13 protein-coding genes are annotated in these 15,557 nt (G+C 70.6%); 3 read left to right on the top strand and 10 right to left on the bottom strand.

Translation table 11 applies throughout. The annotated features are described in order from the left end of the window. Positions 1-43: 43 nt before the first annotated feature. Positions 44-3,898, top strand: coding sequence for a PAS domain-containing protein (locus OCJ37_RS09830; protein ID WP_263113449.1), 3,855 nt, complete (start codon positions 44-46; stop codon positions 3,896-3,898). 74 nt (positions 3,899-3,972) lie between these two features. On the opposite strand, the gene OCJ37_RS09825 is transcribed toward OCJ37_RS09830, so the two are convergent. The 3 genes from OCJ37_RS09825 to OCJ37_RS09815 all read right to left on the bottom strand — a co-directional run bounded on the left by OCJ37_RS09825 (position 3,973) and on the right by OCJ37_RS09815 (position 8,393). Continuing rightward, entirely contained in the window at positions 3,973-6,345 is a 2,373-nt protein-coding gene (locus OCJ37_RS09825; RefSeq protein WP_263113448.1) for a Tex family protein, read from the bottom strand. Between the two features lie 127 nt (positions 6,346-6,472). Continuing rightward, positions 6,473-8,101: a hybrid sensor histidine kinase/response regulator gene (locus tag OCJ37_RS09820; protein ID WP_263113447.1), complete on the bottom strand. Its 1,629-nt coding sequence runs from the start codon at positions 8,099-8,101 to the stop codon at positions 6,473-6,475. 76 nt (positions 8,102-8,177) lie between these two features. After that, complete coding sequence (locus OCJ37_RS09815) at positions 8,178-8,393, bottom strand: hypothetical protein (protein WP_263113446.1); 216 nt, start codon at positions 8,391-8,393, stop codon at positions 8,178-8,180. 177 nt (positions 8,394-8,570) lie between these two features. Here OCJ37_RS09815 and OCJ37_RS09810 point away from each other — a divergent pair, with 177 nt between their 5' ends. Continuing rightward, positions 8,571-9,782, top strand: coding sequence for an NAD(P)/FAD-dependent oxidoreductase (locus tag OCJ37_RS09810; RefSeq protein ID WP_263113445.1), 1,212 nt, complete (start codon positions 8,571-8,573; stop codon positions 9,780-9,782). A 3-nt stretch (positions 9,783-9,785) separates the two neighbouring features. On the opposite strand, the gene OCJ37_RS09805 is transcribed toward OCJ37_RS09810, so the two are convergent. From OCJ37_RS09805 to OCJ37_RS09780, 6 genes are all read right to left on the bottom strand, one after another. Then, on the bottom strand, positions 9,786-10,238 hold the full coding sequence (locus tag OCJ37_RS09805) for a hypothetical protein (RefSeq protein ID WP_263113444.1): 453 nt from the start codon (positions 10,236-10,238) through the stop codon (positions 9,786-9,788). Continuing rightward, the gene (locus OCJ37_RS09800; RefSeq protein WP_263113443.1) at positions 10,235-10,444 is read right to left on the bottom strand and encodes a PspC domain-containing protein; all 210 of its coding nucleotides are present in this window, start codon (positions 10,442-10,444) and stop codon (positions 10,235-10,237) included. Before OCJ37_RS09800 ends, OCJ37_RS09805 begins: the two co-directional genes overlap by 4 nt. A gap of 28 nt (positions 10,445-10,472) precedes the next feature. Next, positions 10,473-10,835: a YfeK family protein gene (locus OCJ37_RS09795; RefSeq protein ID WP_263113644.1), complete on the bottom strand. Its 363-nt coding sequence runs from the start codon at positions 10,833-10,835 to the stop codon at positions 10,473-10,475. A gap of 64 nt (positions 10,836-10,899) precedes the next feature. Then, positions 10,900-11,976, bottom strand: a complete 1,077-nt coding sequence (locus OCJ37_RS09790) for a class III poly(R)-hydroxyalkanoic acid synthase subunit PhaC (RefSeq protein WP_263113442.1) — start codon at positions 11,974-11,976, stop codon at positions 10,900-10,902. Beyond that, positions 11,973-13,157, bottom strand: coding sequence for a class III poly(R)-hydroxyalkanoic acid synthase subunit PhaE (gene phaE / locus OCJ37_RS09785; protein ID WP_263113441.1), 1,185 nt, complete (start codon positions 13,155-13,157; stop codon positions 11,973-11,975). Before phaE ends, OCJ37_RS09790 begins: the two co-directional genes overlap by 4 nt. Before the next feature lie 45 nt (positions 13,158-13,202). After that, entirely contained in the window at positions 13,203-13,817 is a 615-nt protein-coding gene (locus OCJ37_RS09780) for a CDP-alcohol phosphatidyltransferase family protein (RefSeq protein WP_263113643.1), read from the bottom strand. A 144-nt stretch (positions 13,818-13,961) separates the two neighbouring features. Here OCJ37_RS09780 and OCJ37_RS09775 point away from each other — a divergent pair, with 144 nt between their 5' ends. After that, the gene (locus tag OCJ37_RS09775; RefSeq protein ID WP_263113440.1) at positions 13,962-14,720 is read left to right on the top strand and encodes a 3-hydroxybutyrate dehydrogenase; all 759 of its coding nucleotides are present in this window, start codon (positions 13,962-13,964) and stop codon (positions 14,718-14,720) included. A gap of 302 nt (positions 14,721-15,022) precedes the next feature. Here OCJ37_RS09775 and OCJ37_RS09770 read toward each other — a convergent pair whose 3' ends face one another. Next, on the bottom strand, positions 15,023-15,511 hold the full coding sequence (locus tag OCJ37_RS09770; protein ID WP_263113439.1) for an NUDIX hydrolase: 489 nt from the start codon (positions 15,509-15,511) through the stop codon (positions 15,023-15,025). Positions 15,512-15,557: the final 46 nt, after the last annotated feature.

Raw genomic sequence — 15,557 nt, 5'->3', positions numbered from 1 at the left:
CGAACGCTCGTCCCCACCTGTCTGGCTGCCCGCCAACAGCGCCATGGGAGCGTTGCTGTGCGCCACCGATTGGTCCGGTCACGAACTGGGGCCGCTGCAGGATTGGCCGCAGAGTCTGCGTTCGGCGCTGTCGCTCTGCCTGGCCTCGCGCTTTCCGATGGTGATCCGCTGGGGCCAGCGGATGATCAATCTGTACAACGACGCCTACATCCCGATCCTCGGGATGCGCCATCCCTTCGCCTTCGGGCGTGCAGCGGCCGAGGTATGGCCGGATGCATGGCCGACGGCCGGGGTGCAGGCCGAACAGGTGCTGGCGACCGGCGAGCCGACCTGGAACGAGCACGTGCCGTTCCTGCTGACGCGCAACGGCTACAGCGAAGAGGCGTACTTCACTTTTTCCTACAGCCCCATCTTCGACGACCACGGCGGCATCGGTGGCGTACTGTGCGTGTGCACCGAGGACACGGCGCAGATCAGGCTGGAACGCGAGCGCGATGCGCTGCTGAAGGCGCTGGACGCGCAGCGGGCGCAGATGGCGGACGCGTTCGAACAGTCGCCGGCGGCGCTGGCGATCCTGCGCGGCCCGGACTACGTGGTGGAAAGCGTCAATCGGCGCTACCAGCAACTGGTCGGCGCGCGCGAGGTGGTCGGCAAGCCGCTGGCCGAGGCGATCCCGGAGATCCAGCAGCAGGGCTTCATCCGCCTGCTCGACAACGTGCGCGCCAGCGGCCTGCCCTTCACCGGCGAGTCGATGACCTTCAGCCTGCGCCGCACGCCGCACGAGACCGTCTCGGAAACCACGCTGGAGTGCGTGTACCAGCCGATGCGCGACGCCGAGGGCAAGGTCAACGGCGTGCTGGTGCACGGCATCGACCGCACCGAGCAGACCCGCGCGCAGGCCCACGACAGCTTCCTGCTGATGCTCGAGGATGCGCTGCAGAACCTGGACAGCGCCGAGGCCATCTGCGAGACCGGCGCCGAACTGCTCGGCCGGCACCTGCACGCGAACCGCTGCGCGTACGCGATCGTCGATCCCGACGAAGACGCCTTCGACGTGCGCGCCGACTACGTCGACGGCACCGCGCACCTGACCGGGCGTTTCCGCTTCAGCGATTTCGGCAGCGACCTGCTGGAATGCCTGCGCGAGAACCGGCCCTGGGTGGTGCAGGACCTGGAGGCGCATGCGCCGCCGCCGCGTTTCGACGATCCCGGCTACCGGCGCATGGGCATGCGCGCGACGCTGAGCGCGCCGCTGCACAAGGCCGGCCGGCTGGTCGCCGTGGTCGGGGTGCACCAGTTGCAGCCGCGGGTCTGGACCGCGGCGGAGATCGAACTGGTGCGGCTGGTCGCGGCGCGCTGCTGGGAATCGATGGAACGCGCCAGCGCGCAGTCGGACCTGGCGCGCAGCGAGGCGCGGCTGCGCGAACTGGCCGACGCGATGCCGCAGATCGTGTTCACCGCCACGCCCGACGGCGATGTCGACTACTTCAACCGGCGCTGGTACGAGTACACCGGCCTGCCGGTCGGCGACGCCGGCTACGACAGCTGGCGCAAGGCGCATACCGAAGACGGCCTGGCGCGGGCGCTGCAGGCCTGGACGCAAGCCGTGCGCAGCGGCCAGCCCTACGAGATCGAGTATCCGTTGCGTCACCACGACGGCAGCTACCGCTGGCATCTGGGCCGCGCGCTGCCGATCCGCGATGGCGACGGCCGGATCGTGCGCTGGATCGGCACCAACACCGATATCCACGACCGCCGTGTGGTCGAGCAGCGGCTGCAGGAAAGCGAACTGCGCTTCCGCAACCTGTGCGACAACGCGCCGGTGCTGATCTGGATGACCAATGCCGAGGGCGACTGCGAGTACGTCAGCCGCCAGTGGTACCTGTTCACCGGGCAGACCGAACCCGAAGCGCTGGGCTCGGGCTGGATGGAGAAGATCCATGCCGACGACGTCGCCGCGGTCGGCCACGCCATGACCCGCGCCGCCGCCGACCGCCGCGCGTTCTCCATCGAATACCGGTTGCGCCGCCACGACGGCGAGTACCGCTGGTGCGTGGACACCGCCATGCCGCGCTTCAGCGCCTCGGGCCAGTTCCTCGGCTTCATCGGCTCGCTGCTGGACATCGCCGAGCGCAAGCGGATCGAGAACGCCACCGCCGCCGAACGCGCGGCGCTGGAGATGATCACCACCGGCAAGCCGCTGAGCGCGGTGCTCGAATCGATCGCGCGCGGCATCGAAGCGCAGAGCGACGTGGGCCTGCGCTGCACCATCATGCTGGTCGACGAACACCGCCAGTGCCTGCTGGAAGGCGCCGCGCCGAGCATGCCCGCGGCGTTCCGCAAGATGGTGCACCGCCTGCCGATCGGCGAGCGCAGCGGCTGCTGCGGCCGCGCCGCGTTCCTGGGCCGGCAGGTGCTGTGCAGCGACGTGCGCGTGGACCCGAACTGGCAGGACTACCTGGTCCTGGCCGCCGAAGCGGACATCGTCGCCTGCTGCTCCACGCCGATCCTGGCCAGCGACGGCCAGGTGCTGGGCGTGGTCGCGCTGTACTACCCATTCGTGCACTACCCGACCATGCACGAGCAAGACCTGGCGCGCTCGGCCTCGCATCTGGCCGGCATCATCATCGAGCGCCGCGAGACCGACCAGCGCCTGCAGCAGTTGCTGGCCGCCGAACAGAACGCGCGCGGCGAGGCCGAGCGCGCCAGCCGCATGAAGGACGAGTTCCTGGCCACGCTGAGCCATGAGCTGCGCACCCCGCTCAACGCGATCCTGGGCTGGTCGCGGCTGATGCAGGGCGAGGCGGTGCGCGAGAAGGACCTGGCCAGGGGCTTGGAGGTGATCGAGCGCAGCGCCCACACGCAGGCGCAGATCATCGACGACCTGCTGGACATGAGCGCCATCCTGTCCGGCAAGGTGCGCCTGGAGGCCAGCGAGCTGGACCTGTGCGCGCTGGTCGGCGAGGCGATCGACGCGGCCCGGCCCGGCGCCGAGAGCAAGGGCATCGACATCGTCCTGACCCCGTGCAGCGATGCCCCCACCCTGCCCTATCTGGGCGATGCGGTGCGCCTGCAGCAGGTGCTGACCAACCTGATCGGCAATGCGATCAAGTTCACCCCCAGCGCCGGCAAGGTCATGGTGACCCTGGACAGCAGCACGACCCATCTGCGCATCAGCGTCAGCGATAGCGGCGTCGGCATCGATCCGCTGTTCCTGCCGCATGTCTTCGACCGTTTCCGCCAGGCCGACGCCAGCAGCACGCGCAGCGCCGGCGGCCTGGGCCTGGGCCTGGCGATCGCCAAGCAGCTGGTGGAAATGCACCACGGCCAGTTGTCGGTCAGCAGCGACGGCGTCGGCCTGGGCGCCACCTTCACCCTGCTGCTGCCGCGCAACGACCTGCAGGGCCTGGGCCCGGTACGGCGCAGCGATGCCGCCGCGCTCGCCGCCGCCGCGATGCAGCGCGGCGGGATCCGCCTGGACGGGGTGCGCGTGCTGGTCGTCGACGACGACATGGATTCGCGCGGGGTCACCCAGCGGTTCCTGCAGGAAGTCGGCGCGGTGGTCGAGACCGCGGTGTCCGCCGACGACGCCGAGTCGCTGCTGCGCGAGCGTCCCTACGACCTGCTGGTCAGCGACGTGGGCATGCCGCGCCGCGACGGACACAGCCTGATCCGCAGCGTACGTGCACGCGGCGCCGGCGCGGTCAGCCGCATCCCGGCGATCGCGCTGACCGCGTACGTGCGCGGCGAGGACCGCTCGCTGGCGCTGGAAGCCGGCTTCAACGCGCATCTGGGCAAGCCGGTGGACCCGGTCAAGCTGGTCGCGCTGGCCGCCTCGCTGATCCACCCGCAGACCGCCACCGAGCAGGATCCGAACGCGCAGGCCGAACCGGCCTGAGCCGGCGCGGCAACGCGTCGCCGCGCGCGTGCCGCGGCCAGGCCGCCGGCACGCACATCCCCATTTTTTTTCGGTCAGCCGCGCTTGGCGCGTGCGAACGCGTCGGCCAGGGCGCTGTTCTGCGGCGGCGCGGCCGCCGCGCGCGGCTTGCCGTTGCCGCCGCCATTGCCGCCGCGCGCGTCGCGCTCGCGGCGCGGCGCACCCGGCGCCGGCCGGGCACCGCCGCCATCGCGCTCGCCCGCGCGCGCCGACGCCGGCGCCGGCGCGTCGTCCAGGCGCCGGGTCAGCGCGATGCGCTTGCGTGCCACGTCCACTTCCAGCACCTTGACCTTGACGATGTCGCCGGCCTTGACCACGTCGCGCGGATCCTTGACGTAGCTGTCCGACAACGCGGAGATGTGCACCAGCCCGTCCTGGTGCACGCCGATGTCGACGAAGGCACCGAACGCGGCGACGTTGCTGACCACGCCTTCCAGCACCATGCCCGGCTTGAGGTCCTTGATGTCCTCCACCCCGTCGGCGAAGCGCGCGGCCTTGAATTCCGGGCGCGGATCGCGGCCCGGCTTCTCCAGTTCCTTGAGGATGTCGCGCACGGTCGGCACGCCGAACTTCTCGTCGGTGAACTGGTCCGGCCTGAGCGCGCGCAGGAAGCCGCCGTCGCCGATCAGCGCCTTGATCGGCTTGCCGGTGGCGCCGACGATGCGCTCCACCACCGGGTACGCCTCCGGGTGCACCGCCGAGGCGTCCAGCGGCTCGTCGCCGTCGGCGATGCGCAGGAAGCCGGCGCACTGCTCGAAGGTCTTCTCGCCCAGCCGCGGCACCTTCAGCAGGTCCTTGCGGCGCTTGAACGGGCCGTTGTCGTCGCGGTGGCGGACGATGTTCTCGGCCACGCTCGAGGACAGCCCGGACACGCGCGACAGCAACGCCGCCGAGGCGGTGTTGACGTACACGCCGACCGCGTTGACGCAGTCCTCCACGCGCGCGTCCAGCGCCCGCGCCAGCCGGTACTGGTCCACGTCGTGCTGGTACTGGCCCACGCCGATCGCCTTGGGTTCGATCTTGACCAGCTCGGCCAGCGGGTCCTGCAGGCGCCGCGCGATCGACACCGCGCCGCGCAGCGACACGTCCAGCTGCGGGAACTCCTTGGCCGCGAATTCGGACGCCGAATACACCGACGCGCCGGCCTCGCTGACCACGATCTTCTCCAGCTTCAGCTGCGGGTTCTGCTTGATCAGGTCGGCGGCGAGCTTGTCGGTCTCGCGGCTGGCGGTGCCGTTGCCGATCGCGATCAGCTCCACGCCGTGCTGCGTGCACAGCTGCCGCAGCGTGTGCAGCGACTGGTCCCACTGCCTGCGCGGCTCGTGCGGATAGATGGTGTCGGTGGCCAGCAGCTTGCCGGTGGCATCGACCACCGCGACCTTGCAGCCGGTGCGGATGCCCGGGTCCAGGCCCAGGGTCACCCGCGCGCCGGCCGGCGCGGCCAGCATCAGGTCCTGCAGGTTGTCGCCGAACACCGCGATCGCCTCGGCTTCGGCCTTCTCGCGCGCCTGGTTGAACAGGTCCAGCAGCAGGTGCATGTGCAGCTTGGCGCGCCAGGTCAGGCGGCAGGCGTCGAGCAGCCAGCGGTCGCCGGGGCGGCCCTGGTTGGCGATGCCGGCGCGCAGCGCGACGCGGCCCTCGGCGTACTGGTGGCCGGCCTCGGCATCGCTGCCCGGATCCAGTTCCAGATACACGATCTCCTCGCGGCGCGCGCGGAACAGCGCCAGCAGCCGGTGCGAGGGAATCTTGGCCAGCGCTTCGGCATGGTCGAAGTAATCGCGGTACTTGGCGCCTTCCTGCTCCTTGCCCTCGGCCACGCGCGCGCGGATCACGCCGACCTCGCCGAGCCAGCCGCGCAGTTCGCCGACCAGCGCTGCGTCTTCGCCCCAGCGCTCCATCAGGATCGCACGCGCGCCCTCCAGTGCCGCCTTGACGTCGGCCACGCCCTTGTCGGCGTCGACGAAGCCGGCGGCGAAGCTGTCCGGGGTCAGCGACGGATCGGCCAGCAAGCCATCGGCCAGCGGCTCCAGGCCGGCCTCGCGCGCGATCTGCGCCCGCGTGCGGCGCTTGGGCTTGTACGGCAGGTACAGGTCTTCCAGCCGCGACTTGGTATCGGCGGCGGCGATCTCCGCGCGCAGCGCGTCGCTGAGCTTGCCCTGTTCGTCGATGCTGGCCAGCACCGCGGCGCGGCGGTCTTCCAGCTCGCGCAGATAGGTCAGGCGGGTTTCCAGGTTGCGCAGCTGGGTGTCGTCGAGGCCGCCGGTGACCTCCTTGCGGTAGCGCGCGATGAACGGAACGCTGGCGCCCTCGTCGAGCAAGGCGATGGCGGCGCGGGCCTGGGCCGGCTGCGCGCCGATCTCGGCGGCGATGGTGTTGGCGATCTGCTGGGCGAGCTGAGTGTCGTGCATTGCGTCCGGCCGGAGCCGCCTTGCGGAAAACCGCCATTTTCGCAGCGCCCGCGCCGCCGGGGAACCCGTTGACAGGCGCGCGCCGACCTGTCGGCGTCGGCGCGCGCCGCTGGCGGCGCTGCCGACCTCAACTCACCCCGGTCGGGCCGTCCAGCACGATGCGCACCTTGCGGGTCAGCTCCAGGCGGTTGTAGGGCTTGGACAGCACCTCGAACTCGGTGCCGCCGGCGTCGGTGCGCTCGATCGAGGACTCGGCGTAGCCGGTGGTCAGCAGCACCTTGAGCTTGGGCCGGCGCCGCCGCGCCTCGCGCGCCAGCATCACCCCGTTGAGCCCGCCGGGCATGATCAGGTCCGAATACAGCAGGTCCACGTGCAGCCCGGTGTCGAGCAGCGCCAGCGCCTCGCGCGCGTTGTGCACGACGTGGGTGACGTAGCCCTGGTCCTCCAGGAACAGCCGCGCCAGTTCGGCGATGTCCGGCCGGTCCTCCACGATCAGGATCGTCTCGTCGCCCTGCCGGTCGAACGCGCGGCGGCTGCGCGAATCGCGCGGCGCCAGGTTCTCGACGTTGTCGTCGATCGGGAAGTACAGCCGCACCGTGGTGCCGTGGCCCTCCTCCGAATACAGCCGCACCGCGCCGCCGGACTGCTTGGCGAAGCCGTACACCATCGACAGGCCCAGGCCGGTGCCCTTGCCTTCGTCCTTGGTGGTGAAGAACGGATCCAGCACGTGGGCCAGCACGTCCGGCGACATGCCGCTGCCGTTGTCGGTGACCGACACGCAGACGTAGTGGCCGGGCAGCAGGTTGTCGTAGGTGGTGGGCTCGTCGGCGCGGATCGACACGTTGCGGGTCTGGATCACCAGGCGCGGCGCCGCCTGCGCGGCCATCGCGTCGCGCGCGTTGATCAGGACGTTCAGCAGCGCCACTTCGGCCTGGGTCGGGTCGATCCGGCAGTTGCGCAGGTCGGCCGCCAGGTCCAGCGAGAAGGTGATGCCGTCGCCCAGCGTGCGCTCGGCCACGTCGCTCATGCCGGCGACCAGCGCATTGAGGTTGAGCACGCGCCCTTCCAGCTTCTGCTTGCGCGCGAAGGCCAGCAATTGCTGGGTCAGCCGCGCGGCCTGGCCGGCGGCGTCGCGCGCGCGCTCCACGCTCTTGCGCAGCCGCGACGGATCCAGCGGCTCGCGCTCCACCGCATGCTCGATCAGTTCCAGATAGCCGGACATGACCTGCAGCAGGTTGTTGAAGTCGTGCGCGATGCCGCCGGTCAGCTGGCCCAGCGCTTCCATCTTCTGCGCCTGGCGCAGGGCGTCCTCGGTGTCGCGGCGGCGGCTGACGTCCAGCTGCGAGCCGAAGAAATAGACCAGCTCGCCATGCTCGTTGTAGACCGGCGAGATGAACAGCGCGTTCCAGAAGCTGGAACCGTCCTTGCGGTAGTTGAGGATCTCCACAGCGACGTCGCTGCGCGTGGCGATCGCCTCGCGCACGCTGTCCACGGTGTCGCGGTCGGTGTCCGGCCCCTGCAGGAAGCGGCAGTTGTTGCCGATCAGCTCGTCGCTGCTGTAGCCGGTCATCTCCAGGAACGCGCGGTTGACGAAGACGATCGGATTGTCGGCCTGCCTGGGATCGGTGACGATCATCGGCATGCGCGTGGTTTCCACCGCGGCGAAGAAGATGTCGCGGCGGTGGTCGGACAGGTCGAGGGTGGTGCTTTCGTGGACGGTGACGCGCGGTGCGTTGCTGGTGTCGGATGCTGGCATGGGTCGATCGTAGTTCCATGCGAACCATTGCTGGCCCGGCTAGGCGGGCGACCACACCGGGGTCCGCATGCCGGCGTCAACGCGAATAGTATTTGTGCAGCCGTTCCACCACGATATCGTCCTGCAACGATTCCAGCGCCATGATCCGCACCTGCCGATCGCTGACCGCAAGGACGCGCTCGACGTAGATCTCCGGACCGCTGTCGGTTTCCTTCATCGACTTGCTGAAGCCGTAGGGCATCACGCCCTTCTCGCCATCCTTGCTGCCACCGATGTACAGAACGACCGACATGACGCTTCCTCTTGTGGGAATTCGTGGAACTGGCGCGCAGCCTACACAGCGCGTCGTGAGGGGTATCTCCACGCAGGTTAATCGCGGCTGTTTGCCCGCAAATGACTTACATCCAACTCACGCCGGCTTAACTGGCGGTACGCATTAGTCGCGCACTCTTCAGTGCAGCGGACATGCATGGATCTCAAGAGCGGCTACCCCTTCTGGTCGGTACGCAACGGCCTGATGCAGGCCTTTCCGCAGTTGCGCAGCGACCTGCGCTGCGACGTGGCGGTCGTCGGCGGCGGCATCACCGCGGCCCTGATCGCCGACGAGCTGCTGGCCCACGGCCATGACGTCGCGGTGCTGGAGCAACGCGACATCGGCTGGGGCAGCACCGCGGCCAGCACGGCGCTGCTGCAATACGAGATCGACACGCACATGCTCGACCTGGCCAAGCGCTACGGCGAGGACGCCGCCGCCCTCGCCTACACGTCCTGCGCGCAGGCGCTGGAACGATTGCGCTCGCTGGTGCGGCCGCTGCGCGACGTCGACTTCGGCCGGAACGACAGCCTGTACTACGCCAGCCGCCGGCGCCACGTGCGCGTGCTGCAGCGGGAGCTCGAATTGCGCGCGCGCCACGGGCTGGACGTGGAATGGCTGGATGCGCAGGCGCTGCGCGCCCAATACGGCGTCCAGGCGCACGGCGCGATCCTCAGCCACCAGGCGGCGCGGGTGGATCCCTATCGCCTGGCCTACCGCCTGCTCGGCCGCGCGCGCAAGCGCGGCGCCGGCGTCTACGACCGCACCCGCGTCGCGCACATCGCGACCAACAGCCGCGGCGCCACGCTGCGCACCGACCAGGGCGTGCAGGTGCGTGCCGGGCATGTGGTGATGGCCGCCGGCTATGCCAGCCAGGACTGGCTGGACCGGCGCGTGGCCCGGAACCGCAGCAGCTATGCCTTCGTCAGCGACCCGCTGGACGCTGCGCTGCTCGGCGCGCTGCAGGACACGATGGTGTGGGAGAGCGCGCGCCCCTATCTGTACCTGCGCAGCACCGGCGACGGCCGCGTCGTCGCCGGCGGCGAAGACGACAGCGTGGACCTCCCCGCGCGCCGCGATGCGCGCGTGGACGGCAAGGCACGCACGCTGTGCCGCAAGATCGCCAAGGCGCTGCCGGGACTGGTACTTCAACCGACCTTCGCCTGGGCCGGCACCTTCGCCGAGACCGCCGACGGCCTGCCGTTCTTCGGCCCGCATCCGCAGCATGGGCCGCGCATGCAGTTCGCGATGGCCTATGGCGGCAACGGCATCACCTACAGCATGCTCGGCGCCGGCCTGCTGCGCGCGCAGATCGAGCGCCGCGCGCATCCGCTCAGGCGATTGTTCGGTTTCGGCCGGCTGGACTGAGGCTCAGCGCCATCCCGGCCACCAGCCGCGGCCGTGCAAGGCATAGCGGTCGGCGGCGCGCTCGAACGGATTGCGCACGCCGACCCCGCCGCAGGCGAAGTACACCGGCAGGAATAAGGGACCGAGCAGGAGGTACTGCAGCACGTGGGCGCGCTCGTGGTCGCCCAGGCGCACGTTCGGGTGCCGGCACAGGCCGGCGGCGTGTTCGTAGGTGGCGCAGGCCACGTCCAGGTCGTCGGCGCTGACCAGGATCACGTTGCCCAGCGTCAATGCGCCCCGCGGACCCCACGGAAAGCGGTCGAATACCAGCGCCAGCTCGCGCCGGCTGGCGCGTACGCGGGCGCCGGACAGCATGCCGGCGAGGCCGGCAATCAGGCCGAGCAGCGTGTTGGGCGAGGTCCACAGCGCACCCAGCGCGAACCCGGCCACGCGCAGCGCGACGGCGGCGGCCGTCAATCGGCTTCGTCGGGAATCAGCAGCCACAGGATCAGGTAGACCAGGATGCCGGGAAACGCGGCCGAGGCGATCGAGCCGATCACGTAGACCACGCGCAGCAGCGTCGCGCTCCAGCCGAAGCGGTGGGCGATGCCGCCGATCACGCCGGCGATCATGCGCTCGTCGCGCGAGCGCGACAGCGTGCGGGCGGGCTGGGACTGGGACATGGCGGCGGCTCCTGCGGCAAGGGCGCGCTCAGTCTGGCTGCGGCGCCGCGGACGGGGCGTGACGGCGCAGCGCCGCCAGCTGCTGCGCGAACCAGTCCGCCGCGTCCCGCTCCGGCTGGCCCGGACAGGCCACCCGGTAGGCCTTGCCGCTGGCGCTGCTGCGGCTGGCGCCGCGGGCGATGAACTGCTCCGCGCTGGCCGCCAGGTCGCGCTTGCGCAGGTAGTCGTACTTGCGTTGCAGGTGCGCCTTGGCCTCGGCCGCGGGGTACCAGCTGCCGTTGCGCTGGAACCGGCACGGCGAGGCCTGCAACGCCGCCAGCAATGCCTGGATCTCGCGCTCGGCGGACGGCGGCGGTGCGGCGGTGGCGGGAACCGCGCAGGCGCAGGCCATGGCGAACGCGACCAGCCGCAGGCCGAGCCGGCGCAGGGGCCGCGCGGCGCGGCGCGCCTGGCGCTTACTCGCCGCCATCGCGCTCGGCCAGCCAGCGGTGCAGCGCCGCCGGCACTTCGCGCTGCGCGCGGCCGGACACGTAGATGCCGATGTGGCCGCCGCGAAAGCTGAGCTCGGCGTAGTCGTCGCTGCCGACCAGGCCGCGCAAGGCGCGCGAGGCGTCCGGCGGCACCAGGTGGTCCTGCTCGGCGTAGACGTTGAGCACCGGCATGTCGACCCGGGCCAGGTCCACGGCGTGCTCGCCGATGCGCGCGCGGCCGTGCATCAGCGCGTTGTCCTGGTAGAACTGCTTGACGAACTCGCGGAACGTCTCGCCGGCCAGGTCGGGCGAATCGAAGATCCATTTCTCCATGCGCAGGAAGTCTTCCAGGGCGCGCGGATCGTCGAGGATGTCCAGCAGCCCGACGTATTTCTGCAGGTTCAGCCGGAACGGCTTGAGCATCAGGTAGCTGGCGTTCATCAGGTCCGCCGGCACGTTGCCCAGCGTGTCCACGAACAGGTCCACGTCCACCTGCCGCGCCCAGTTGGACAGCATGTTGTCCGGGGTATGGAAATCCACCGGGGTCACCATCGTCACCAGGTTGCGGACCTTGGCCGGCTGCAGCGCCGCATAGCACAGCGAGAAGGTGCCGCCCTGGCAAATGCCGAGCACGTTGACCGGCGCGCCGGCGATGGCCGCACGCAGGTGATCCACCGCGCCGTCGATGTAGCGCAGCAGATAGTCCTCCAGGGTGAGGTAGCGCTCGGAGCGGTCCGGATAGCCCCAGTCCAGCACGTACACGTCCTCGCCCAGCGCCAGCAGCCCCTGCACCAGCGAGCGGTCGGCCTGCAGGTCGACCATGTACGGCCGGTTGACCAGCGCGTAGACGATCAGCAGCGGCACCTTCGCGGTCGGCGGCTTGCTGCCGACGAAGCGATACAGCACCACCTTGCCGTCGCGCCACACCTCCTGCCGCTCGGTCGCGCCGTACTGCACCTCGTCCAGCCCGGGCAGCACGCGCAGCCCTTCCATGAGCTTGCGCTGCAGCTCCAGGGTTTCCTGCAGCAGGTCGTCGCTGCTGAAGCTCAGCGGCCCTTTCATGCGCGGCTCCGGCGCGGCGCCGCGCCCGGCTTGCCGCGCGCCGGCCTGGCAGCGGACGTGGACGCCGCGGTGGGTTTGGATGTCGCGACAGGCTTGGGTTTGACCGATGGCCTGGGCGTGGCGGCGGCACGTGTGGCGGATTGCTTCGCCGCGGTCTTGGCCCGCGTGCCGGCGGGCGCCGCCTTGGACGCCGGCGCGGCCGCTGGCCTGGAGCGCGACTGCGGGCGCGGCGCGGCCTTGCCGCCCGCGGGCTTTTCCGATGGCGCCGCGGCGGCGGCAGGCGCAGCGCCCCGCTCTAGCCGGCGCAGGCGCCGTTCCAGGTCGGCGATATGCCGGTGCGCCGCATCCAGTTCGCTGCGGGTCGGCAGGCCCAGCTGCTCGCACAGCTGCTCGGTCTCGCGCTGCAGCAGCGAACGCAGGCGCATCTGCGCATTGGCGAAGCCGGCGTAGACCTCGCGGAAGTCTTCCGACAGCGCCGACGCCGCGTAGGCCTCCTCGGCGGCGTCGATCCACAGGTCGAACATCGCCCGCGCGTTGGTCAGCTGGCGGCCCGGATCCTCGTGTTCGCGCAGCTTGGCCTCGAACACGCCGAAAGCGCGATCGATCGCACCCTGCAGCTGAGCCATGTACGCCTGCAGCTGCGCCTGGTAGTCCTGCTGCGCCTTGGCCAAGGCGCGCCAGCGCGCATGGTGGTTGCGGCCCGGGCCGAAACCCGGCATCTGCAGCCATGGCGCGCTGTCGCGCTGCCAGCCCTGCAGCCACTGCGCCGCCTGCTGCAGCCACGGATCCACGCCGGCCTGGCCGGCGCCGCGCGCGGTGCCGAGCAACCATTGCAGCATCTGCTCGCGCTGGCCCTGCACCTGCTGCTTCCAGGCCTCGGCCACGTCCGCGCTGCTGGCATCGCGCCCGGCGAACTGCGCGGCCACCTGCTGCATCGCGCCGAACCAGTCGCCGGCCTGCTGCTGCAGCCGCGACACCGCGTCCTCGGCCTGCGGCGCGGCACCGCGCGGCAGCCACTGCGCCCAGGTGTCGATCGCCTCGCGCCACGAGCCGCTGCCGCCCTCGGCGGGCGGCGGCGCAGGCGCGGCGCCGCCCTGGCGCAGCGCGTCGCTCCAGGCGCTCCAGTACTGCCGCGCCAACGCCTCGAAATCGCCGGCATCGTTGCCGCCGCTAGCCTTCATCGCCACCCTCCCAGGTCAGGCGGGGATGATAGCAACTGCACCCGCTCAGGGCTTGGGAATGCGCAGGGTCTTGCTGATCATCAACGAACCGGACAGCGCGAACAGCAGCACCAGCGGGTGCAGCAGCCACGGCCCCAGCCGCCATTCGCCCCACCACAGCGCATCGCCGATATGGCCCAGGTACGCCGCCACCGCGAGCACGATCACCAGCGCCAGGCTGCTCGGGATCGGCGTGCCCTCGAAATACGGCACCTTGTCGCCGTCGCCGGCCAGTTGCTCGGCGGTGACGTTGTAGCGCGCCAGACGGCTGACCCCGCAGCACACGAAGAAGCTCAGCACCAGCCAATCCCAGCCGCCCTGCATGCCGCAGGCGTAGGCCAGCGCCGCCGGGGCGACGCCGAAGGAGATCACGTCGGCCAGCGAATCCAGTTCGCGGCCGAGGGTGGAGGAGGACTTGCGCCAGCGCGCCACGCGCCCGTCCAGCGCGTCGAACACGAACGCCAGCGGGATCAGCGCCATGCCGATCAGCAGGTCGCTGCGCCGGCCCTCCTGCAGGAAGCGCATCGCCGCGAACACCGCGCCGGTGCCGCAGAAGGCGTTGGCCAGGGTGAACCAGTCGGCCAACTGGAATTCGCGCAGCATGGAGAAGTGGCGTTTCATCGGCATAGCGTGGCGGATCCGGCGTGAGAAGGGTGCGACCGGCACAGGGTAGCCTGGCGCCGGCGCACTGGCGAGACCGCGGCCATGGCGCCGTCGCGCCGCGCTGCTACGCTGCGCAGCTCCCTCCCCCGACAGGTGCTTCCCATGCAGACCGTCCTGATCACCGGCGCCGCCAGCGGCATCGGCGCCGGCATCGCCCGCGAACTGGCCGCCGGCGGCCGCCACATCGTCATCAGCGACCTGGATGCGGGCGCGGCCGGCGCGGTCGCCGCGCAGCTGCGCGCGGCCGGCGGTTCGGCCGAAGCGGTGGCGCTGGACGTCGCCAGCGAGGCCAGCATCGGCGCGGCGCTGGCGGCGCTGTCGCGGCCGGTGGACGTGCTGGTCAACAACGCCGGGCTGCAGCACGTGGCGCCGCTGCAGGAGTTCCCGATGGCCAAGTGGAGCCTGCTGGTGGAGGTGATGCTGACCGGCGTGGCGCGGCTGACCCAGGCGCTGCTGCCGGGCATGCGCGAACGCGGCTTCGGCCGCATCGTCAACATCGGCAGCATCCACTCGCTGGTCGCCAGCCCGTACAAGAGCGCCTACGTCGCCGCCAAGCACGGCCTGGTCGGATTTTCCAAGGCGATCGCGCTGGAGACCGCCGATACCGACATCACCATCAACACGCTGTGCCCCAGCTACGTGAAGACGCCGCTGGTGGACAGCCAGATCGCCGACCAGGCGCGCACCCGCGGCATTTCCGAGGCCGACGTGATCGCGCAGGTGATGCTCAAGCCGATGCCCAAGGGCGTGTTCATCGCCTACGACGAGCTGGCCGGCTGCGTCGCGTTCCTGGCCTCGCCGGCGGCGCGCAACATCACCGCGCAGACCATCGCGATCGACGGCGGCTGGACCGCGCAGTAGCGGCGCGGCGCGTTTCGGCAAGGCCGGCATCGGCCAGGGCGGCGATCGGCGCTGGCGAATTTTTCGCCAATACGTCGGCAGGCGTCGCGCTGCAACGCGGCGCCGCCCTTATCCACAGACTTTGGCCGATTCCATCCACACCCGCTGTGGAGAAGCCCGGCAAGGCCTGGTGAAATTTTCGCCATCCGGAAAAACCAGGCAGCGAATTCAGCGACTTGCCATGCTTGCCCACAGGCTTGTGCAGGATCGATCCACAGCCGCTGTGGACAAGCCGAGCGCAGCGGCGCGCAGGCGCGGCGCGCTCAGACCCGCGAGTAGCGCCACGACAGCATGCGCCCGTCGCGATACGGCATCACCCCGTGGAACGGGCGCGGATCGCCGTCGAACACCAACGGCAGGAAATGGCGGTCGCCCTCCCACAGCGGCAGCGATTCCATCTCCGCCACCGGCACCCAGGCCAAAGTGCCTTCGGCGTTCTCGGCGAACGGCTCCCCGCGGTAGGCGCTGATCAGGAACAGGAAGCCCAGCCAGTCCTCGCCATGCTTGCCGAAGCCGGGCCAGCTGATGGTGCCGCGCAGCTGCAGCGCCTCGCATTCGATGCCGGCCTCTTCGCGGATCTCGCGGCGCATGCCGTCGAGCACGTCCTCGTCCGCCTCGACCTTGCCGCCCAGGCCGTTGTACTTGCCCAGGTGATGGTCGCCGGGCCGCGCGTTGCGATGGATCAGCAGCACCTTGGAACGGTCGGGCGAGAGCACGTAGCCCAGGGTGGCGACGATCGGGGTGTAGGGCATGCGGCGGTCGGGCGAGTCGGCGGGCGCGCAGTATGCCGCATCCGCC

The sequence above is a fragment of the Xanthomonas sp. AM6 genome, from assembly GCF_025665335.1.
Classification (GTDB): Bacteria; Pseudomonadota; Gammaproteobacteria; order Xanthomonadales; family Xanthomonadaceae; genus Xanthomonas_A.
The sequence above is the reverse complement of the archived record's forward strand: the minus strand, read 5'-3'. Positions and strand labels throughout refer to the sequence as shown.

What these genes read in the sequence shown, in the direction of transcription:
- OCJ37_RS09820 (WP_263113447.1), bottom strand. Translation starts at nt 8,101, where the DNA reads ATGCCAGCATCCGACACCAGCAACGCACCGCGCGTCACCGTCCACGAA.
- OCJ37_RS09795 (WP_263113644.1), bottom strand. Translation starts at nt 10,835, where the DNA reads ATGGCCTGCGCCTGCGCGGTTCCCGCCACCGCCGCACCGCCGCCGTCC.
- OCJ37_RS09770 (WP_263113439.1), bottom strand. Translation starts at nt 15,511, where the DNA reads ATGCCCTACACCCCGATCGTCGCCACCCTGGGCTACGTGCTCTCGCCC.
- OCJ37_RS09780 (WP_263113643.1), bottom strand. Translation starts at nt 13,817, where the DNA reads ATGAAACGCCACTTCTCCATGCTGCGCGAATTCCAGTTGGCCGACTGG.
- OCJ37_RS09815 (WP_263113446.1), bottom strand. Translation starts at nt 8,393, where the DNA reads ATGTCGGTCGTTCTGTACATCGGTGGCAGCAAGGATGGCGAGAAGGGC.
- phaE (WP_263113441.1), bottom strand. Translation starts at nt 13,157, where the DNA reads ATGAAGGCTAGCGGCGGCAACGATGCCGGCGATTTCGAGGCGTTGGCG.
- OCJ37_RS09800 (WP_263113443.1), bottom strand. Translation starts at nt 10,444, where the DNA reads ATGTCCCAGTCCCAGCCCGCCCGCACGCTGTCGCGCTCGCGCGACGAG.
- OCJ37_RS09830 (WP_263113449.1), top strand. Translation starts at nt 44, where the DNA reads ATGGGAGCGTTGCTGTGCGCCACCGATTGGTCCGGTCACGAACTGGGG.
- OCJ37_RS09775 (WP_263113440.1), top strand. Translation starts at nt 13,962, where the DNA reads ATGCAGACCGTCCTGATCACCGGCGCCGCCAGCGGCATCGGCGCCGGC.
- OCJ37_RS09790 (WP_263113442.1), bottom strand. Translation starts at nt 11,976, where the DNA reads ATGAAAGGGCCGCTGAGCTTCAGCAGCGACGACCTGCTGCAGGAAACC.
- OCJ37_RS09825 (WP_263113448.1), bottom strand. Translation starts at nt 6,345, where the DNA reads ATGCACGACACTCAGCTCGCCCAGCAGATCGCCAACACCATCGCCGCC.
- OCJ37_RS09810 (WP_263113445.1), top strand. Translation starts at nt 8,571, where the DNA reads ATGGATCTCAAGAGCGGCTACCCCTTCTGGTCGGTACGCAACGGCCTG.